This window comes from Veillonella orientalis (assembly GCF_018406505.1).
GTDB classification, from domain to species: domain Bacteria; phylum Bacillota; class Negativicutes; order Veillonellales; family Veillonellaceae; genus Veillonella; species Veillonella nakazawae.
On sequence record NZ_AP022322.1, the window covers coordinates 1005604 to 1027940 of the forward strand.

The 22337-nt window shown below is 35.7% G+C and carries 17 protein-coding genes and 1 riboswitch; of the genes, 11 read left to right on the forward strand and 6 right to left on the reverse strand.

Annotation, left to right across the window (positions count from 1 at the left end; all coding sequences use genetic code 11):
- Nucleotides 1-147: 147 nt before the first annotated feature.
- From VEIS1202513_RS04570 to VEIS1202513_RS04580, 3 genes are all read left to right on the forward strand, one after another.
- Entirely contained in the window at nt 148-1047 is a 900-nt protein-coding gene (locus VEIS1202513_RS04570; RefSeq protein WP_213467939.1) for an RluA family pseudouridine synthase, read from the forward strand.
- Between the two features lie 251 nt (nt 1048-1298).
- A complete protein-coding gene (gene fba / locus VEIS1202513_RS04575) occupies nt 1299-2228 on the forward strand; it encodes a class II fructose-1,6-bisphosphate aldolase (RefSeq protein WP_060924176.1) in 930 nt (309 codons plus the stop codon).
- Between the two features lie 3 nt (nt 2229-2231).
- Nucleotides 2232-3788 (forward strand): putative polysaccharide biosynthesis protein, encoded by a 1557-nt coding sequence (locus VEIS1202513_RS04580; RefSeq protein ID WP_213467940.1) that lies wholly within the window; start codon nt 2232-2234, stop codon nt 3786-3788.
- A 77-nt stretch (nt 3789-3865) separates the two neighbouring features.
- Here VEIS1202513_RS04580 and VEIS1202513_RS04585 read toward each other — a convergent pair whose 3' ends face one another.
- Both VEIS1202513_RS04585 and VEIS1202513_RS04590 read right to left on the reverse strand, forming a co-directional pair.
- Nucleotides 3866-5233 (reverse strand): hypothetical protein, encoded by a 1368-nt coding sequence (locus VEIS1202513_RS04585; protein WP_213467941.1) that lies wholly within the window; start codon nt 5231-5233, stop codon nt 3866-3868.
- Nucleotides 5234-5354: 121 nt separating this feature from the next.
- The gene (locus VEIS1202513_RS04590) at nt 5355-6392 is read right to left on the reverse strand and encodes an AEC family transporter (protein WP_213467942.1); all 1038 of its coding nucleotides are present in this window, start codon (nt 6390-6392) and stop codon (nt 5355-5357) included.
- A 262-nt stretch (nt 6393-6654) separates the two neighbouring features.
- Here VEIS1202513_RS04590 and VEIS1202513_RS04595 point away from each other — a divergent pair, with 262 nt between their 5' ends.
- Nucleotides 6655-7395 (forward strand): gamma-glutamyl-gamma-aminobutyrate hydrolase family protein, encoded by a 741-nt coding sequence (locus tag VEIS1202513_RS04595; protein ID WP_213467943.1) that lies wholly within the window; start codon nt 6655-6657, stop codon nt 7393-7395.
- A gap of 15 nt (nt 7396-7410) precedes the next feature.
- The gene (locus VEIS1202513_RS04600; protein WP_195185870.1) at nt 7411-8718 is read left to right on the forward strand and encodes an APC family permease; all 1308 of its coding nucleotides are present in this window, start codon (nt 7411-7413) and stop codon (nt 8716-8718) included.
- A gap of 474 nt (nt 8719-9192) precedes the next feature.
- On the opposite strand, the gene VEIS1202513_RS04605 is transcribed toward VEIS1202513_RS04600, so the two are convergent.
- Nucleotides 9193-10032 carry a hypothetical protein gene (locus VEIS1202513_RS04605; RefSeq protein WP_213467944.1) on the reverse strand — a complete coding sequence of 280 codons (840 nt, stop codon included), beginning with the start codon at nt 10030-10032 and terminating at the stop codon, nt 9193-9195.
- 137 nt (nt 10033-10169) lie between these two features.
- Here VEIS1202513_RS04605 and VEIS1202513_RS04610 point away from each other — a divergent pair, with 137 nt between their 5' ends.
- The 3 genes from VEIS1202513_RS04610 to VEIS1202513_RS04620 all read left to right on the forward strand — a co-directional run bounded on the left by VEIS1202513_RS04610 (nt 10170) and on the right by VEIS1202513_RS04620 (nt 13888).
- Nucleotides 10170-10829, forward strand: coding sequence for an HAD family hydrolase (locus tag VEIS1202513_RS04610; protein WP_213467945.1), 660 nt, complete (start codon nt 10170-10172; stop codon nt 10827-10829).
- 408 nt (nt 10830-11237) lie between these two features.
- Complete coding sequence (locus VEIS1202513_RS04615; protein ID WP_129823139.1) at nt 11238-12641, forward strand: YkvI family membrane protein; 1404 nt, start codon at nt 11238-11240, stop codon at nt 12639-12641.
- A gap of 14 nt (nt 12642-12655) precedes the next feature.
- On the forward strand, nt 12656-13888 hold the full coding sequence (locus tag VEIS1202513_RS04620; RefSeq protein WP_105089548.1) for a threonine/serine exporter family protein: 1233 nt from the start codon (nt 12656-12658) through the stop codon (nt 13886-13888).
- A gap of 121 nt (nt 13889-14009) precedes the next feature.
- Here the strand turns inward: VEIS1202513_RS04620 and VEIS1202513_RS04625 are convergent, their stop codons facing one another.
- Nucleotides 14010-14606, reverse strand: coding sequence for a hypothetical protein (locus VEIS1202513_RS04625; protein ID WP_213467946.1), 597 nt, complete (start codon nt 14604-14606; stop codon nt 14010-14012).
- 313 nt (nt 14607-14919) lie between these two features.
- Nucleotides 14920-15007, forward strand: a riboswitch (ZMP/ZTP riboswitch).
- An 87-nt stretch (nt 15008-15094) separates the two neighbouring features.
- Here VEIS1202513_RS04625 and VEIS1202513_RS04630 point away from each other — a divergent pair.
- Nucleotides 15095-16315 (forward strand): L-lactate MFS transporter, encoded by a 1221-nt coding sequence (locus VEIS1202513_RS04630; protein WP_213467947.1) that lies wholly within the window; start codon nt 15095-15097, stop codon nt 16313-16315.
- A gap of 193 nt (nt 16316-16508) precedes the next feature.
- Entirely contained in the window at nt 16509-16580 is a 72-nt protein-coding gene (locus VEIS1202513_RS04635; RefSeq protein WP_371732233.1) for a hypothetical protein, read from the forward strand.
- Between the two features lie 242 nt (nt 16581-16822).
- On the opposite strand, the gene VEIS1202513_RS04640 is transcribed toward VEIS1202513_RS04635, so the two are convergent.
- Nucleotides 16823-18085 carry a hypothetical protein gene (locus VEIS1202513_RS04640; RefSeq protein ID WP_213467948.1) on the reverse strand — a complete coding sequence of 421 codons (1263 nt, stop codon included), beginning with the start codon at nt 18083-18085 and terminating at the stop codon, nt 16823-16825.
- Between the two features lie 175 nt (nt 18086-18260).
- Here VEIS1202513_RS04640 and VEIS1202513_RS04645 point away from each other — a divergent pair, with 175 nt between their 5' ends.
- Complete coding sequence (locus VEIS1202513_RS04645) at nt 18261-18395, forward strand: hypothetical protein (RefSeq protein ID WP_256440062.1); 135 nt, start codon at nt 18261-18263, stop codon at nt 18393-18395.
- A 236-nt stretch (nt 18396-18631) separates the two neighbouring features.
- On the opposite strand, the gene VEIS1202513_RS04650 is transcribed toward VEIS1202513_RS04645, so the two are convergent.
- A complete protein-coding gene (locus tag VEIS1202513_RS04650) occupies nt 18632-21964 on the reverse strand; it encodes a DEAD/DEAH box helicase (protein ID WP_213467949.1) in 3333 nt (1110 codons plus the stop codon).
- Nucleotides 21965-22337: the final 373 nt, after the last annotated feature.

Below are 22337 nucleotides of genomic sequence, written 5' to 3' on the forward strand. Positions count from 1 at the left end.
TAGGTACAAAACAATCATATCTATACCAAACCTATATATTAAAAATATATAAAATTTATTAACATAAATTATACTATATAGACCTTCAGAAAAACAACAAAGAATGAAAAATTCTTCATTTACTTTTTATTTGATATAATACTATCTATGAAAACAGCAACCATAATCGACTTGATTGTAGATTCTGATGTACATACGCAGTCTATGAATCATATTATAAAACAACAGCATATTTCACAACGTATGAGGCGGCGATTGCGAAATGACGGTATTATAACAGTCAATGGCAATGCTGCTACGTGGAACACCCTAGTACATGGTGGTGACCATCTCGTTATGAAATTGACACCAGAGCAAGAATTTAGTTTAAGTCCCATGAATCTAGATATTGTCTACGAAGATGAGTATATTCTAGTTATCAACAAGGAGGCTGGTGTACTCATGCATCCCACCTCTACGGTACGAGATCATACCTTAGCAAATGGTGTTCTACATTACTATCAAGAGACAAATCAGCATTATGATTTTCATCCGGTTCATCGATTGGATAAGGATACCTCTGGCATTGTTATCATCGCAAAAACATCTGTAGTACAACATGCGTTTGATAAAAAGCGAACTCATTTTCATAAAAACTACGATGCTATTGTAGAAGGTCAATTACCTGCTAATTCTATAAGCATTCAGTGGCCTATCGGACGCAAACCAGGTAGTATTATCGAGCGTTGCTGCACGAATGAAGGTAAACCTGCTCATACAGATATAACTGTCATTGAGAGTAATACCATTGTAAAGAATAAGATTGAGCAATGCTTTACCCATGTGCAATGTTTATTACATACGGGGCGCACTCATCAAATTCGTGTCCATCTATCTCAACTGGGATATCCCTTGGCGGGAGATGATTTATATGGTGGTCATTTAAATTATATTGGACGCCAAGCACTCCATGCATCGCGTGTTAGCTTTTACCATCCCATGACAGATGAATGGTTAGAACTACAGGCACCAATACCATCGGATATGAAGGCATTACTGACCTACTAAGGTAATCAATATTTACAGAATAAACACTAATACATAAAAATTAACCCACATGGGCCATAAAATTTGACGAATTTTATGCATAAGTTATACAAAAAATATTGGCCCTTTATAGTGTTTCTTGATATACTTAACTTGAATTGATATGTGATTGCAATAACACTAGTTTTTTATCTAGCTCATATGCGCTAGAAATACTAGCAGTCACAGTATTAATAACATGATATGACAGGCCTATGGCCAAGGAGGACAACATGCCATTAGTTACTACTACAGAAATGTTCAAAAAAGCCTATGAAGGCGGCTATGCTGTTGGCGCTTTCAATGTAAACAACATGGAAATCGTACAAGGTATCGTAGACGCTGCAAAAGAGGAACAATCCCCTCTTATCTTGCAAGTATCTGCAGGTGCTCGTAAATATGCTAAACATATTTACCTTGTAAAACTCGTAGAAGCAGCTCTTGAAGACAGCAATTTACCTATCGCTCTTCACCTTGATCACGGCGATTCCTTCGAAATCTGTAAAGACTGTGTAGACGGTGGTTTCACATCCGTTATGATCGACGCATCTCACCATGACTTCGATGAAAACGTAAAAATTACTAAACAAGTTGTTGAATATGCTCACGCTCATGGCGTTGTAGTAGAAGCAGAATTGGGCCGTTTGGCTGGCGTTGAAGATGATGTAAACGTATCCGATGCAGATGCTCGCTTCACTGACCCAGAACAAGCTGCTGAATTCGTACATCTTACAGGTGTAGACTCCTTAGCAATTGCTATTGGTACTAGCCACGGTGCTTACAAATTTAAAGGCGACCCTTACCTTGACTTTGACCGTTTGAAAAAAGTTGGCGAATTGTTGCCTGACTTCCCTATCGTATTACATGGCGCATCCTCCGTATTGCCTGAATTCGTAGCAAAATGTAACGAATTTGGTGGCAACATTCCTGGTGCACAAGGCGTACCTGAAGAAATGCTTCGCAAAGCAGCTCAAATGGCAGTTTGCAAAATCAACATCGATACAGACCTTCGCCTTGCAATGACTGCATCTGTACGTGAATACTTGGCTCAAAATCCATCCGAATTTGACCCTCGTAAATACTTAGGACCTGCTCGTGATGCTATTAAAGGCATGGTAGCTCACAAAATTAAAAATGTTTTAGGTTCTTCCAACAAACTATAATCAATGGCTAGTGGATTTTTAAAAGGAACCTTAATTTTAACCATTGCCGGTTTCGTAGTGAAAGCCATCGGTAGTATTAACTGGATTCTTCTATCCCGCATCTTGGGTGGTGAAGGCATCGGTATCTACCAGATGGCCTTTCCTATCTATTTGTTACTATTACAAATTTCGAGCGCAGGTGTGCCGATTGCCATCTCTATTTTGACGGCAGAACGATTAGCCTTACACGACTTTGGTGGTGCTAAGAGAGTATTCAATATATCTTTTACAATGTTAACCATTACAGGCTTTATCGCCAGCCTCGCCATGTACTTTGGTGCAGATTGGCTAATCTCTAGTGGACTCATTGCTGAAAGCCGTGCCTACTACTCTATCATCGCGCTCGCTCCGGCAGTATTCTTTGTAACGTGGATTTCCTGCTTCCGCGGGTATATCCAAGGCTATGAAATGATGACGCCAACAGCGGTCAGCCAAATCGTAGAACAACTGTTACGTGTTATCGTCATGCTCGGTGCTGCAGCTATCTTGTTACCTTATGGTCTACCGGCTGCTGCAGGCGGTGCTAGCTTAGGTGCTGGCGTAGGTGCCTTTGGTGCCTTTCTAGTGCTCTTGTACTACTACTATAAATTGCCTAAGGCAAGTAGTACTGGTGAAAGCTACGATGGTCCCCGTGAATCAGCTAAAGAAATTTTGTCACGACTCTTAACATTGTCTATTCCAATTTCCTTAGCAAGTATCATGTTGCCACTGACGGCTAACCTCGATTTGCTCATCGTACCACGTCGGCTCTTAGATGCTGGTTTTCCGATGAATGAAGTAACAGAATTGTTCGGTTATCTTACAGGTATGGCAGTGCCGCTCATCAACTTGGCTACCATTATTACAGCGGCCCTAGCAACAAGCATTGTACCAGCTATCTCTCATGCCTTTGCAAAACGCGATCATCAAGGTATTTATGAACGTACCTCGGGCTCCATGAGATTGACATTTATGGCTACTGTACCATTTACGGTACTATTATATGTCTTAGCTGCCCCAACAGTTACCTTGATTTATAATGCACCTAAGGCAGAATTAGCAACACAAATTACAGCGTTCTCTATCTTCTTCCTTGGTGTACACCAAGTAACAACAGGTATCTTACAAGGTCTTAACAAACCGCGTATTCCTGTAATTAATATGGGTATTGCGTTAGTAATCAAAGTCATCCTGAATTGGACATTAACGGCCATCCCATGGCTTGGTATCGGCGGTGCCGCTTGGGCAACCGTTGCTGATATTGGCTTTGCAGCGTTACTCAACTTGATTTACATCAAAAAATACACTGGCTACTTCCTCGATATTTCCCTACTTTGGAAAAACGTGGTCAGTGCCGGTGTCATGGGTATACTCATCTTCTTGAGTTACCACTACTTAACAGATATCTTACCAATGTGGGTTAACTTCATACTCACAGGTATCGAAGGCTTATTGCTCTACGTTATTATCATGGTTCTTTTAAAAGGACTTAATAAAAACGATGGTGCAAGCATGCCACTCATTGGTAGATTCTTTAGATAAGCAAAAAAAAAGAGGTTTAACACTCAAGTGTTAAACCTCTTTTTTACGCTAACTATTACATTATTTTTTATTGCTACTTATTTTTTATCATTAACAACTTTTTTATTATCTGGACGTACTTCCATAAATTGGATTCGATTCGGAGTAAAACCAATCCCTACAGTAGCCTTGTCAAATAACCCTTTACTAGATTTAATATCTACATATTGAATCACATCACGCAATTTATAATTACTTACATGAACATCATGTGGTTTATATAAATAATACGTATATATATTTTGATTATCATATAATACCATACCAAAGAGTGTTGAATTTTCTTTAACCGCTTCAAAGTATAATGCAGGTACACTATTATTCCAAACTGTAGCATATTGTAATCGTTTATGCCCTTTTAATCCATGATTTTCAACAATCATTCTTAAATAACTATATAGAATATTCTTTTTCTCAACACTAAGACCTTCTGCTAAAGGTTGCTTACCCAATACAGCCTTAATACGTCCTGCTTGATAGATATCATAATCCGCTTTACCTATAACTTCATGCTCCTTAAATTTACTATTTTTTAATACTCTGAATGTATAAGGTCCAAGACGTACTGGATCAGTATATTCCAACACATCACTAGCCGGCTTAATCGAAGGTAACACAAAATTAGCCAATGGTCCCATTGTGTCCGAGATGGAACGTTGCGTATCGTCTTTAATAATATTTTTTATAATATCATTATTGAGGGATTGCCCTATATGATAAGAAAGAGTCGGTGTTTTCGGTAACGTAAAATTAATTGTCCCCTCTACATGATGATTATCTAAGCCTATTACATCCCAAGTTGCTTTCTCTAGACCAGGATATGTAAAAACACCTCCATCTACAAACCGAGGAACTATCTTTTCTTTTTCTAAATTCTTTCTAATCACATCCTGTATAATAGATTTATTTACGTCTGCATACTCAACATTTGTATTTTCCCACTTAGAACCTTTAGGTTGTGGTCTTGTTTCATAGCCATAATCAGCTACTCCTGACAAAGTTATGCCACCATTCTTAATAGGGTATTTAGAAAAATGTTTAGGATCAATAGACCATCCTAATATACTTTCTTTTGGACTAGTATATTTAATATCTGCCCCATTATCTGTAATAATATATACAGTTTTAGACTGATAAATCGCCCTCACTAATTCTTGTGATCTATAAATATCATCAGCTAATTTTTCATTATTATAATTTGGTTGATTTTGTGCCCATTTTTTTACTTCCCTTGCTTGACGGTCATCAATTTTTTTTGCCACGTCCCCCTGAATACGATATTCTTGATAGGCCTCTTTAGGAATATCTGGATGCGCTCCCGGAATATTAACCTCAATGGCTTGAGAAATGCCCATTGCACCTATAACACCAATACAACTTAATATTAGTAAACGCCTTAACTTCATAATTCTCTCCTCAAACGCAATAGGATATTTTATACTTTTAACACTTATTTTATAGTTTATCATTTTTACATATTTAGGTAAATAAGAAAGGTCCGACATTATAGTCAGACCTTTTTATTGTTTATGCTGTTATACCTATCATAGTTAGGATTTCCATAATAATTGGTATAGCTACCACAAATAATATGGTACTAATCATGACAAGTCCTGTAGCAAATGGCAAGTCAGATTTCGATTCATTGGCTACAATTGGTAATACTGCAATAACGGGACCCGCCGATTGTACAACAAAGGTAATGATTGCTATTGGTTCTAGGACGATACCTGCGCCATATTGCAAGCCCAGAATGACACAGAACATGATAATCGGTGAAATTACAAAACGACCGATAATACCACCAATGGAATCTTTATTGAGACTCATACTTTTTAGCCCCGCATCATGAAGTACAATACCAATATAAATCAAGGATAATGGGGTTACCATATCTCCTAAGTAATTCAATGTAGTATGTAAAATTGGTGCTAAAGGAATTTTGAAGAATAAGAATATCAATGCTACAAAGAACCCTAACAATGGTGGAGGTAATAACTTCTTCAAATCAAATTTAAACTTCTTACGCTTTGTTTCTGTATCTACTGTGCTATTACTTATACCATCAGTTTTACTATTATCAAAACCTAATTCATCATTAGGCAATGGATCTAACTCTATAAGGAATACCCCTACCATCCATACTGAAATAGTGTTACCGATATAATATAACAAGAAATATGGTAGCGCATCTTGACCAAAGAGGGCGATTTGCACTGGCAATCCAATAAATAAGCAGTTATCATTAACTACCATATTTATGAAAATACCACGCCTACCTCGAGGTACTTTTAGTGCTTTCATCATGATAAAAGCAACGATATATGCAATTACATAGGTTAATGTAACGGCTAGCATCCCATATCGAAGGTCCCATAAATCCGATGTATGTAGATGATGCAATACCGATACAAATACACCGGCTGGTAACGCAACAGACATGATAAATCTAGATAGATTACCACTAAATATGGGATGAAACATCCCTCGCCCTTTTAATATATATCCTAGCGAGATTAGCAATACAATAGGTATGATGCTCTGTAAGGATGTAAGAAAAACCATAGTAAACCTCCCGTACAGTTTATTCGTAATCTATCATACCATGTTTTTAACAAAACATATACGAATATAATTATGCCTATAAAACCGAATATAATTATCCCTATAAAACTAATATGAATTTTAGAAAATGTAACAATGTTAACATATTTTAGAATGTATAAGTTTTATAATTAATTGCAATAGTAGTATTATTTATTCACGAATATTTGATATACTTAAATTATACTAATTGTACAAATTTTTACACATACGAGGTGATATTATGACAAAACCATTCATTGGTGTATCTGGCAATATCTTACGAGATAGCGGCGGTGCCTACGTAGATTTATTACGTTCTTATGTAAACCATGATTATCCACGCTCTATCGAAGAGGCTGGTGGCATTCCAGTTATCATTCCATTTACAAAAAATCTGGACGTAGCCCGTGAAACAGTAGCAAAACTTGACGCCTTATTATTATCTGGTGGCCATGATGTATCTCCCCTAAATTACGGTGAGGAACCATTGCAAGGTCTAGGCGATGTATTCCCTGAACGAGATCAATTCGATTTTGCATTATTAAAAGCAGCAGAAGAAAAACAGATTCCTATCTTTTGTATTTGCCGAGGCATTCAAATTTTAAATGTATATCGTGGTGGTTCTCTATACCAAGATTTAAAGTATGATGAAAACTGTACGATAAAACATTCACAAAACCAAACACCTTCTCTTGGCACTCATACAGTAGATATTGAATTTGAATCTAAGCTTGCTAGTGCTATTGGTCGCTCCACATGGATTACAAATTCCCACCATCATCAAACAGTAAAACATGTTGGTAAAGGTTTACAAGTAGTAGCAAGAGCTAAGGATGGTACTGTAGAAGCATTAGAAGACGCTTCCTATCCTTGGTTAGTAGCCTGCCAATTCCATCCAGAAATGATGTCTGAAACAGATGAAAATGCAAAACGTTTATTTGCTGCCTTTGTAACAGCAGCTCGAGAAAATATAACTAAATAGTAGGAAGGTTTTAGTATGAAAGAAACAGGAAAATTTGGCTTCTGGAGTATTGTACTCCTAGGCATCAATGGTATTGTAGGGACAGGTATTTTCCTACTACCAAACAAAGCATATTCTATCATTGGTTCCGCTAGTTTAGGCGTCCTATTATTTGATGCCGTTATTGCAGGATGTATCGCCCTTTGCTTTGCTGAAGCGGCAAGCCTATTTACACGTAATGGCGGACCTTACCTATATGCAAAACATGCATTAGGTGACTTTTGGGCCTTCGAAGTAGGCGTTCTAAAATGGATTGTAACCGTTATTGCTTGGGCGGCCATGGCCGTTGGCTTTGCTACCGCATTAGGTGCTGCAGTACCGGCGTTAAGTGGTGATCTTGCAAAAGATGTTATTTCATTTATCTTGATTGTAGGTCTTACCATTGTAAATATCTTTGGTGTTAACGTATCAAAATTCGTTAACAACTTAATCACTATTTCTAAGTTAGTTCCTCTTGCCCTATTCATTGCAATTGGCATTTTCTTTATAAATGGAGCTAACTTTACGCCAGTCTTCCCGCAAGATACTTATGTGGATGGATCATTTGCACAAGCTGCTGTTCTTCTATTCTTTGCCTATACAGGATTTGAAGTTATTGCCATTGCTGCAGAGGATATGAAAAATCCTAAAAAGAATTTGCCACGGGCTATTATCATGTGTATGCTTCTCGTGTCCGTTCTATATATGGCAATCCTCGCCGTATCTATCGGTGTACTCGGCTCTGACTTGGCTAATACAAAAGCACCAGTCCAAGATGCTTTTAACGTAATTGTAGGTCCTATCGGCATGTACGTTGTATTAGTAGGAACACTAATTTCTATGGGTGGTATCAACTTTGCGGAGGCTTACTATGCACCTCGTGTGGCTACCTCTATGGCTGAAGACGGTATGTTACCAAGTGCTCTAGCTAAACGTAATCGTTACAATGCACCATATGTTGCAGCTATTGTTACTGCTATTGCCAGTGTATTACTTGCATGGTCTGGTTCCTTTACTACACTAGCAGCCATCAGTGCAGTATCTCGTTTTACACAATACTTACCAACATGTTTAGCAGTTATTATCTTCCGTCGTAAATGGGCAGACAAAGCTCGATCTTATACAATCCCTGGTGGCTATTTAATCCCAGTTATTGCGATCGGCACCTCCCTATGGATGCTCGCCCAAGCACAAACTAACCAATTACTATGGGGTCTAGGCGGCTGTATTGTAATCTTGCCATTCTACTACTCCTATTGGAAAAAGAAAAAAGCTGGTCTCATTAAGGACCATGATGAAATGTAGAAAAGCTTTTGGTTCTCTTACATATATCTATTTTAGAGATACTACCAGTTAAAAATAATTTCACGCATCTCATATATACCCTTTTTTGAGATACTACCAATTAAAAATAATTATTTCTAATTAAATTTAAAACTACCAGTTAGTCATGTTGTTTTATAAACCTATCTTCAATAACAGGAGGTCGATCTACTACAACGTGAAATTAACTGGTAGTTTTTTACATTTCTAGACTAAATATAATACTTTTAACTGGTAGTATCTCATTAACTATATATACTTTTAGACTAAATATGATACTTTTAACTGGTAGTATCTCATTAACTATATATACTTTTAGACTAAATATGATACTTTTAACTGGTAGTATCTCATTAACCATATGTAGTTAGACTAAACATAATAGTTTTAACTGGTAGTATCTCACTAACCATATATATTTAGAATAAGTATAGTACATTTTACTGATAGAGTTATTTATAATAACTCTTCTTCAGTAGTTGTTGTCTTGGTTAGTTCTTCTTCGATATAGCCAACTTCATCAGTAGCTTCGTCTTCGTCGCGTGTGTCGATATAGATACTAATTAGGGCTAGTGCGCCTTCTTCATTAAGGGTTGCAATGGCACTCATAGGCCCATAGGTTAAAATAAGGCCATCTTCTTCATCGCGAATAATATGAGGCACCGCATCAAAGTGTTGGTTCATTAATTGATCAAAGTAATCTTCTACATCAAGGCCACTTTCAAGAGTAATCGATTCAGCATCGCCCTTTTGGAATACAACACGTGTGTCTTCATCGATGTACTGATAAAAATCATCCACATCAACATTCGCGGTTTCAAGCCACATGCTGAGGGCTGTAATCCAATCTTTCACAGTAGTTGGTGCAGAAATAAAAGCATACTCGCTTTCATCATCGCCAAAACGAAGATCATCATACTCAATACTATAGTTTTCCTGACTAGATACAATGCGGTCTACGAGCCCCTCATCATTTACATCTACAAAAATCATGTACACATAGTTATCGCCGCTTTCATAAGAAACAGTCAAACCATGACGGCCCTCATGGAATAGCGCATCCTCCTCGTACACATCGGTAATATGCATCACCTTGCACGTAACAGGCACATTATCAGCCTTAATAGACTCAGTCATAGAGGATAAAAACTCAATACTTTCATTACGATTGCGGCCAATAATACCACGCCCTGTGGACATGTATTCGCAATCCTCAGCCAAAATGTTTTCAATACCATGAATATCTGCGGACTCAAGAATAGATTTTATCAATAAAAGAGCTTGTATTTCAGTCATACTACGCCTCCTATACACTGTAATTAGTACTGCTACTATTGTAACATAATTTATAGGTCATGAGCCTATTCACTTGATTTTCTCCCTATTTATCTTATACTTATAAAGTACATATAGATTTCGTACTGGAGGTTCCCATGAAATATACAACCATCGTTTTTGATTGTGACGGCACATTGCTCGATACGGCTACAGATTTAGCGAATGCTGTAAATTATGTACTACGTACACATAACTTCCCTGAAAAATCACTAGCAGAAGTAAAAGCAGCTCTTGGCAATGCAGTAACGTACTTAATACGTCAATGTTTACCAAGTTCTGTAGCAGATGATGAATTAGAACCATACATTGAGGAATTCAAAGCATACTATGGTGAGCATTTAAAAGACACAACAGCTCCTTACCCAGGCATCCTAGATATGCTTGATGTATTACGTGAACAAGGTTATAAATTGGCCATCGTATCTAACAAAATCCAAGAAGGTGTTACACCTCTAAATAAAGAATACTTTGGTGATCGCTTACCTGTTGCCATCGGTGAAAGACCTGGCTTACAACGCAAACCAGCACCAGACATGGTACTACAAGCCTTAAAAGAACTAGGCTCTACACCAGAAGAATCTATCTATGTTGGTGATTCTGAAGTAGACGTAGCAACAGCGGAAAACTCTGGACTACTATGCATTGGTGTTACATGGGGATTTAGAGAAGAATCTCTCCACCAAGAATTAGGCGTAACACATATTGCTCGTAAAGCAGAAGATATTCTAAGCATTGTGGAAAACTTAAATAAATAATGTACAAAATTATAATCATTAATCTATAACAAATTCATATAAAATAACCGATTTATATCTTAAAACCGCACAAAAATGAGAATTAAAACATTTGAATTCTCATTTTCTGCGGTTTTTCTTTTATTTTCTCAAATTTATTTCAACTTTCACATTATACCTTTTACGCATAGATACTATCCCCAATCTATTGCCTTAAAAATGTGATATATGTTACATCTATGAGGCATTACTTTCACATGTACACGCCGTCAATTCAATAGTTAGTGTATTGAACTTAAGGCCTATAAATGGGTCCATTTTTAGCTAATCTTATAGAGATTGGCAGTAAGATTTCCATCAATTGAATCATTAGTATGATATAATATTATTTTATATACTAAGATATGTATTTGAAAGGAGGAAAATATAATGCAACAATCATGGAAAATTGCATTTGCCTACATAGGTGTTATTGTAGGTGCAGGACTCTCGAGTGGACAAGATCTTCTACAATATTTTATAAGTTTTGGCCAAATAGGTCTCATTGGTGTTCTATTACTAGGTCTATTAAATGCCGCATTTGGTAAAATCATGCTTTCTTTGGGGAGCTACTATCGTGCAGACAATCATGAAGAAGTTTTTACACAGATTTCCCATCCTATTATTACAAAAATACTTGATTTTGTACTAATCGCTGGTAGTTTTATTATGGGCTTCGTTATGATAGCCGGTGCAGGATCAAACTTAGAACAACAATTTGGACTTCCTTTTTGGATTGGCGGATTAATTTGCTCACTTTTAATCATAACCGTATCATTTATGGACTTTGATAAAATTACCAATGTTCTAGGTATTTTTACACCTATTATGATTGTAATGATATTCATCATTACAGGTTACTCTTTTATTGGTAAAAGTCATGATTGGGCTGCGTTAGATACTATAGCCCACACAATCAAACCAGCCACAAGCAATGTATGGTTTTCTGTCATTAATTATTATTCTCTATGTGCTATGACAGCTGTTTCTATGGCCTTTATTTTAGGTGGTTCTGTTGTTCGTATTGGTATTGCTGAAAAAGGTGGCACTCGTGGCGGCCTATTAGTCGGATTAGTTGTTTTTATAGCTGCTATCTCTATTTTTGCCAATCTAGATACTGTAAAAGATGCAGATTTGCCGATTCTTGCTATTGCCAATCAAATTCATCCTTGGCTAGCATATATATATGCAATCACAGTCTTTTCACTTATTTTTAATACAGCATTCTCTCTTTTTTATTCTATTGCTAGACGTTTTGCCAACGGCAGTACAAAAAGAATGAGAATTGTTATTATTTCTGTAGTAATCATAGGATATATATGTAGTTTCTTTGGTTTTAAAGATTTGATTAGTATCCTCTACCCAATTCTCGGTTATATGGGACTATTACTCCTAATTATTCTTATTTATGGCTGGCTCCGTGATCGTAAAGATATCATTATGGAAAAACTCTTCCGAAGAAAGATGCTCCATTTATCATTAAAAAAACATAGTCCTCACAAAAATCTTTCAGAAAAAGAACGTGAACTATTCCATACATTAGGTGATATTAGTCAAGCAGATACAAAATCTCTTAAAGAAGATATTCATAATGAAGCAAAAGAAATACTTTCAAATACGGAAACAGTTCAAGAGCTAAAAGACTATGTGGAAGAGCATCTCTCAATAGACGAAGAAGTTATACATCAAAATATCAATATTCTACAAGAACAACAGGAAGAATCAAAATCAACTGAATCTTCTAAAGATAGACCTATCAAAAAGTCCAATATAAATAACAATGAAGTAAAATGAATAACGAGGAAATAATGACAGGTGTGGAATTAGAAATTATACTAAAAGCTGGAAAAATACTACTTAGCAGTGGCGCCGAAATCAGTCGTACAGAGGATACTATGAACTACATAGCAAGAGCTATGAATTTTAAAGATTTAGAAGCCTACGTATCCAATAGAGGCATTTTTGCGACTGCTAAGAAAGCTGATGGAACTGAAATTACTCGTATTTATAACGTTCCTGAAGTCGATATTAACCTCAGTAAAATTGAATCTGTTAATGCTCTCTCCCGACGTATCACACAAAAAAATATTACTATTGAGGAGATTGAAAGTGAACTTAATCAAATTGATACCATGTCAGACTATTCTTTTTTTTGGAGATTAGTAGCTTATACGTTAGGAGCTTCGGGCTTTAGCTATGCAATTGGTAGTTCTATAACAGACTCTATAATTGCAGGTATTATAGGCTTAATATTAGGCGTCTATATGTGTACCATCAAACGCATACTTAGCTCTGATGTATTGATTACCATTTTAGGTAGTATTCTAATAGCCTTATTGGGTAATCTCTTTATCCACTTTGAATTAGGCTCCAACCTATCAGTTATATTACTAGGAGCCATGATTGACATTGTTCCCGGAGTTCCTTTCGTCAATGCTATTAGAGAGTATAGCCAGAATAACTATAATACAGGAATAACCCTTATGATGGGCGCATTACTTACCTGTATTTCAATGGCTGTAGGAGTCGCAGTAGTACAATCACTACTCTTCAACACACAAATGATTCCTCTTTATACCTCTAATTTAGATACTAATTCCTTAACCTCTATGTTTATGCGTAGTATAATGGCTGGTATTGGTACTACAGCATTTGCAATCTTATTCCGTGTAGCTAAACAACATTTTATCGATTGTACAATATTAGGATTCATCTCATGGTTCTTGTTCTTAACATTATCTTCACTACAGTCTAATGTTATGCTCTCCATATTCATCAGTGGTTTTATCATCGCCATAGCATCAAGAATATTGGCTGTTAAACGGAAATGCCCTGCTATAGTTTTCCTAATGACTAGCTTATTCCCTTTACTACCAGGGCTCAGCTTTTATCGATCCATTTATTATATGCTAATGGGACAAGAAACTATTGCCATTAGCTTCGCAAAAGAATCCTTTTTGATAGCTTTTACAATTGCTATATCTATCGTAATTGTAAAACATATAAAACCACCACGAATAAAAAAACACACTTATAAGTAATATAACCTTATAACAAATTCATATAAATTACTTGCCCGACAAAAGAGGTTCCTATAAGTCACTACTGTGACCATTAGGAACCTCTTTTATTTATAACTATATTGTGCTAATTAGATATCACTTATTTATAACTGAACTGCGCATCCATAATCATTTGGCGCAACTGCTCAATGCGAATACCTTCAGGTAGCTTGTCTCTATAAAACTGCAAATTATAATAGTAACGAGTATCTTCATAATCAGTAACTAATACCATATCCGTCCTATTATGTAATGGCCAGCCATACATAAATTCGGCTAGCAAACTACGCACACCATCATTATTGACCTCTATTACATCATGCTTAACAGGCAATACCATCTTAACTGTAGGTTCAGGAACCGTCCTATCTTTAACAATCTCATTAACCTCAGCATCTAACGTGGAACTCGTACTATCGATAGATCTAGCCTTTACATGCATAAATATCCCATCAGAGGTTCTAAACGCCCTACCATCAATGTCCTTCGTTTCACCCTGTGTTTCGATAGCATTCTTTAATACTCGGAATTGATACGGTCCATAAAACTTTGTATCTGTAATAGCATCTAATGCCGTATCATATTGACCATTATGTACATTCGTAACATGCATAAGAGGTTTAATATCGCTAGCTTGTGAAAGCATTGGTATGGCTAAACACAATCCTAAACTAAGTAGTGTAATATAACGTTTCATACACACATCCCCCATTGAACACTAATATTAACTGTATTGTAACATAATAAGAATACATTGATGAAAATGGTGATTGAAGGCATGAAAAAAGGCCCGACATAGAAGTCAGACCGTTTCTTCAATTTTTCTTATTAGAAGCGAAGTCTGGCGACCAAACCATTTATACCTCACTTTGATATAAATTATATCATATCTAAAGAGAGAAAGGAATCGAAGGATTCCTTTCCTTATTTTCAATAATAAATGTTTATGGTGTATACGATAGTGACTTATATCATCGACAAGATATCCTCTTAATTGCTATATTTATAATATATTACTACTGGGCTGACGGATTCGTAGAATTGACTACATGCACAGTAGCGCACATCGTGTGATAGCCGACCGTCTGGGCAAGCTTTTGTTCAGGCGGTCTTTTTTTATTTTCTTGTAGCAAATAATACTGTACAAAGTTTTAATCATCTCACCTATATGAAAGGAGTTTTCTTATGAGAAATCGTTGGCTTATTGCACTAGCTGCCATTGGTCTGCATATATCCATCGGTAGTGTGTACGCATGGAGCGTGCTCACACGACCTATTATGGCATATATGGGATTTACTATGTCTCAAACAACATGGACCTTCTCCCTAGCTATCCTGATGCTTGGACTGTCTGCAGGCTTTTTAGGATCCTTTGCAGAAAAAATAGGTCCTAAAAAAAGCGGCCTTCTTGCTATGTTATTCTGGGTGGCAGGCCTATTAGGTACTGCTTATGCACTTAGTGTCCATAATCTTACCTTACTCTATCTATTCTATGGTATCATCGGTGGTATCGGACTAGGTATTGGTTATATAACACCAGTTTCTACACTGGTAAAATACTTTCCAAATCGCCCAGGATTTGCCACCGGGTTAGCCATTATGGGTTTTGGATTTGCTTCACTCATTGCAGGACCACTTATGCAATTCCTCGTAGCTCAAGTGGGATTAGTAAATAACTTCATTATCCTCGGTGTAATCTATCTAGTGGTTATGGGCGCCTCTTCGCTCTATTTGAAAGCACCTCAACAAAAACAACCACCTCGAACTACGAAAGATAAATCCACTATGTACGTTCACAACCATGGTATGCTAGCTAATGATGCTATGAAAACTTGGCAATTTGGTGCCCTTTGGTGGATTTTCTTTATTAATATTACCTGTGGTATAGGTCTTCTATCCTTAGCATCCCCTATGGCACAAGAAACCATTGGTATGACACCTGCAGCAGCTGCATCACTAGTTGGTATCATCGGTATCTTCAATGGTGGAGGTCGCATTGCATGGTCCACTATCTCCGACTACTTTGGCCGTGCACAAACTTACATACTATTCTTTATTATACAAATCATCGCATTCTACGTACTTGCCGAAACCAATAATGCTCTAACATTCCAAGTTTTAATTCTTCTCATTATCACCTGCTATGGCGGCGGATTCGCCTGTATGCCAGCATATCTTGCAGACCTCTATGGCATACGCCAACTCTCCACTATTCATGGCCGCATTCTAACCGCTTGGGGATTAGCTGGTATAGTTGGTCCTATGCTCGTGTCATACTTTCACGAAGCAGGATATGGATATACTACAGCCTTAGTATGCTTTGCTCTTCTATTCGTATTAAATACAATTATTGCTATAATCTTAAAAATATACGGCAAACGAGGTCTGCATAAAAGATACTGTTAAATCCCCCGAACTAATTACAAAACGAAAGAGGTTCCTATTGATCACCTAGGTGACTATTAGGAACCTCTAATCTATTTACTTTTATTATTCACAACATTATATTGAACTTGAGGCCTCTAAATGGGTCCAGCCTTTGCTAATCTTCTAGAGATTGGCAGTGATCAATATGAGTACATTCAAAGTGTTATCGTTGATGATTTCCTTTGGCATACTTGTGGCGACCATTATCATGGCAGCAAAGGGATTGACCTCTAGCAAAAGCTAGCTTTCTAATCGTGGTATGAAAAAAGGCCCGACATAGAAGTCAGACCGTTTCTTCAACATTAAATTCTAGAAGCGAAGTCTGGCGACCAAACCATTTATGCCTCACTTTGATATAAATTATATCATATCTAAACAGGGAAAAAAATCGTATTATTTCTTTCCCTGTTATCATTGTGCGCCAAATAGACATATATATGTTTATTAGGCTCTACTATTTTATTACTTATTGCAATTCAAGATAAGCTAAGACTTTAATCTTAGATTAAATAAGTCAATATCTCTATTATACATATCTCCAGTATTTAACAACTTTACATCTAACAACATATTTTTTAGTTGCTCCAAAGTATAATAGCCATTTACTCGATATGAAACAATATGACGATATTCATAGTCTTTATCGTGTGTTATAAATTCTAATCTACCCTCTCCATTAGATAATTCATAATCCAATAATAACCCCGGAATACCATCAAACCAGACGAAGCTTTTACTAATCCGAGACAATCTAATCTTTTTATTTAAGGTATGACCATATAAAGAATTAATATACTCAATATGGGTCTCAAAGTTATATGGATCATCTGGTTTTGCATTCAATAAAAAATGCTGTTGCTTATCATGTAGTGGAATCATCTGAAGGACTTGATTTACTCCATGTGGTCCTTTATGCGTTACAGTATAAGATTTAGATCTATATATACTGTCCTTATCTGTCGATTCTGTACGAGTTGAACCATTTAGTATCCGATACTGTAAATTCTTCGACATCGTAATAGTAGAAAATTCGTTAAGTCTATTCAAGGAACGTATCGAAGGCAATACATAATTTGCAAGAATTCTATTGGCTTTTATATTACGTTCTGACTCTGATTCAGATCCTGCAACATACGTACCAATACTATGACTAGTATTAGGATTATCTTTGCTTGTAAAAGTAATGCCTACTATAGTACCTTGATTTGATTTATCCAAATTAGTAACGTTTAGATTCCAATATTTTGTATTATCTAATTTTTTATAAATAAATGTTCTTTCAGAACCACCTTTTTCAACAACATTATAATCTCTAGCGACATATGTACTGCCAGTAAGACCTTCTAAGGTATAGTTATGTTCACTATTTTGAATCTTAAATATACTTGAAAATGGAACTGTGAGCTGTATCCCACTATTTTCTGTATGTTCTATTATTTCTGTTTGTCCATCTATTGGCGTCATAAACTGCTTAAAATCATGGCGTAACGTTTTCTCCAATTCAGCATCATCAGATATCTTACGCCATTCTTTTAATTTTTCAAAAGTACCATCAGCTTTAATTTGATTAATCATAGCCTGTGTACTAGCAATTTGCTCCAATGCAATTTTAGGACTAAGATATACATAATCTTTATACTCATCTTCAGGTATTTTGGAGTTTGCACCAGGTAGGTCTACATCTATTGCATGACAAGATACACAAATTGAACTCAATACAATAGCACTTAATAATAAACGTTTTAACATATACATCTCTCCATAAAATAGTAATTTTAACTGTATTGTAACATAATAAGAACACAATTATGAATACGATTACAAAATGTAAAAGGTTCCTATTGGTCACCTAGGTGACTATTAGGAACCTCTAATCTATTTACTTTTATTATTCACAACATTATATTGAACTTGAGGCCTCTGAATGGGTCCAGCCTTTGCTAATCTTCTAGAGATTGGCGGTGATCAATATGAGTACATTCAAAGTGTTATCATTGATGATTTCCTTTGGCATACTTGTAGCGACCATTATCATGGCAGCAAAGTGATTGTCCTCTAGCAAAAGCTAGCTTTCTAATCGTGGTATGAAAAAAGGCCCGACATAGAAGTCAGACCGTTTCTTCAACATTAAATTCTAGAAGCGAAGTCTGGCGACCAAACCATTTATGCCTCACTTTGATATAAATTATATCATATTTAAACAGGGAAAGAAATCTAAGGATTTCTTTTCCTGTTTTATTGTTATAACCTTTAATATATTCGTCATTTATAAGTATCGTCTTCAGCTAATATTTTTTATATATCCTCTAAAGTATAAACAGGTAAATATCTTTGAGCGAATGCTAGATTTTTATTAAGTTCTGCCCATTTAGTAGCATCACCAATAACATATACATATTCTTTTGCTCTTGTAAAAGCTACATTTACATTATTTGCATTAACCCATTTAATTGCGCCATTAGCAGAACCATCACTTTGGCAGCCCAGCATATAAATAACTACTTTAGCTTCTTTTCCTTGGAAAGTATGAACAGTTCCGATATTATCCTTTAACCAACTGCTCTTATTATCTTTATCTGTCCAGTTGACGATATCATTACTAATTGATTCCATATACTTTTTAAAGCCATATGCAACAGTGCTAAACGGTGTAATGATAAATATATCTTTAAACTTCGTATTTCTTGCTCGTAACTTTTGAATTAATTCAAATGCAATTTGACCTTGTATTTGTATATATCTATCTTTACCAGTGCTTGAACCAATATTACTTGCATCATATGTTATCCAACAGCTCTCTTTACATGGCTCAATAGGGTCTTTGGGATTCATGGTCTTATTAATCATGAATCCACCATAAGATAACTCATTGGCAACTGTAAACATCGGGTCTTTACAGCGTCTATGAATAACAAGCGGACACCCTACCCACGACTCAGACCCATCAAGGTTTTTGATGATGCCTGCAAATGGATTTTGTGCATCAGCTAAGCTTTGTACAGATAGCTCTTTACTCCGATATTTACCAATACCTTCGCCGCCAATTCTTTCTACAAACAAATCTTGTACAGTTTGTACTGGTTCAATCTGTTTTGGATCACCAACTACTATTGCCTTTTGCGCACGGAACAATGCACCTACAAGCATATGAGGTGACGCTTGTCCTGCTTCATCAATAATGATAGTACCTAACGAGCTTCCAGATTTACAGTTAATCAAGAATCTCTCCACAGCAGCAAAAGTAGAAGAAATAACAGGTACAGCAATCATCAAAGAATTAAGTAATGCAGGGAAAATCACATCAAGGTTAAAGTTTTTCTGTAGATTTTTCTTTTCATTTAATGAACCCCAATACTTACTAAGTAATTGCATATTGTTTCTAAAAGCATCACTCATAACGATAGTCTTTTGTACTTGTAAGGCATCATACAATAAGCGTTCTCTACTTTCATTTAAATAGTTACACACATATAAGAACGCAGTGTGTGCCTCTGCGCGTTCCTCATCAGATGACATTAACTTCGATGCTATATCATCAAAGCAATGTATCGTATCTTTACCACTAGATTTTAATGTACCTAAAATCTCTTGCTGTGTTCTCTCTACACCTTGAACAGTACCATCAAGATTTTTAATATCAGATAATAAGCCATCTTTTGTATTAATTATGGATTCACGTTCATTGACCAATTGGTATAATGCATCCAATTGACCCTTAATAGTTTGAAGCTTTGTAGTCTCCTCTTCAATTACCGATAACAATGTAGGGTTACCCATAGCTTTTAAAATAGACCAATTAGTAGCGTGCCACAGCTTATCAAAAATAGATCGTTGATTGTTATACTCTATTAATTTAGTTTCAATACTATTTTTATGCTCAATCAACTTCAATAAATCATCGTCTAAGGTATCATATTCACTTAATTCTTCATCGATTGTATGAATTTCCTCTTGTAATTCATCAATTTTAAATTTTAGCTCCTGAACTAATTTGATATTATCTTCATATGTTGTTACATAACTAAATAATGCTTTTACAAGGTCATATTGTTCCTGAAACTGTTTTTTAGCACTTTCAAAAGCATCTTGAACATTAGGTATACGCATAATAGAGGACATATCTGAAGATAATACATTTAATACAGACATAAAGTTAGTAATGTTAGCTTTCTTACCAAGTCTAGCAGAAATTAATCCCCATTGTTCATTACTCTTTACTAAACGATCAGCTAAAAACGTAAAATATACCTCATTAGATTTAACATATTCATAATTCTTATCCTCAGCAAAGTAAGATAAATCAACCTGTTGATTACTCGAATCAGGATTAAACAAGGTAGAGCCATTGGTTCCCTCTTCCACAGAAGAGATATTCGGTAATTCTAAGGTAATATTTTCAACAGCCTTGTTGTTTGATGAAAGCACCAACATACCATATATGGCAATATCACTAGGTATAGTATAGTAAAAGGATTTACCATCTCGGCCCATAATCTTTTCGAATATATCGTTTACATGATTGCTTTCACAAAACTTAGCAGCACGCTCAACAATATTACTAGCAATTATATCCTTCAATAACGTAGTTTTGCCTGTACCTGGAGGGCCATTAACAGAAAAGATATCTTTAGGATTCTCCTTAGCAATATTAACAGCAATTTGCTGCATAAAAGATAAGTTAAACTTTGAAGGCCATCTACCATAAGGTAAAACCTTTGGGTTATACCACTTACGCATTTGATCTATATCTTTCAACAAATCATAATGCTCAATATCTTGATTAAGACTATTAATATAAGACAATACCTTATCATTATCCTTTAATGTATCAATATGATGTAACACTAAATGTAGATCATCAAGGAAAAAGCTAGATTTTAAATCATTAATAGGCATTGTCTCAGCCTTAACAAGCTGGATTTCCTCTGCCGTAAAACCACAGTAACCATAAACATCACCAGCACGGAACATAGTAACACCCATAGGCTTCAAAATATGCTCTTGTAGATATGCATTAATCTCACGTGCAGCCTTATCAAGGGATACCTTTTCCTCAGGGAGATTAAAACCTTTCTCGATGTCTTTAACAACCTCATCCCACCCATCGAGTTTAATATCTTTAAACTCTACATCTGGCTGAAACATCATCTGGTAAATCACCCATATAAATGGAGCAATTTGTAGACTACCTTCTTTATAGAATCCATCTACATCAGTAATAAATGATGCACTATACACATTTCCTAAATATGGTTTTTCAGGGTGTTCAATACCTAATTTCTCAATGAAAGCTTCTAATACTTCAGTACCTTTAACTACACCCAAAAGAACAGCATGTTCATCATCTAACACATAGTCCTTTTTATCCTTAAAACTTTTAATCTCATCAATAATAGAATAATTATAAGAATAATTTGGTACCGGTACTACATACGTAGAAACATGTGAATTTTTCCAAAAAGGATTAATTACTGACTGTTGATAAATTGTAGTTCTATCATTTTCAGTAGTAAACACGAGCTCTTTTACATACTTCTTAGGAATTACTTTATACTTAGGAACCTCTTTCGGTTGCAAACACTCAAGTGAATACCAATAATTTATAATTTGCTTTGCAGTATCTCTCATCTATATCTACCCTCTCATTAGACTAATGAAAGTATTATACAGGTTGAATAAAGAGATTTCATGAAAATAAATAAAAACAGTCCAACCGTAAAGTCAGACTGTTTCTTAAAGATGAAAAAACAAGAACTCTTAATGTATCACCTCTATTTTAAAGCTTCTGTAATCTTTTAGTATCTATACTTTTAAATCCAATATTAGTTTCTCCATCTTCTTATTTAAATTCACCAACTAAACTGCAATTAAGTGTAGTCAATTTAAAGTTATTTTTGCTATCATGTACCAAAATATAGTGGTCTCTTTTAGTCAATCACCTTTACTATACGTTTAATACCCATTTATAGGAATACTAGCTTTTACCACAATCGAAGATAAC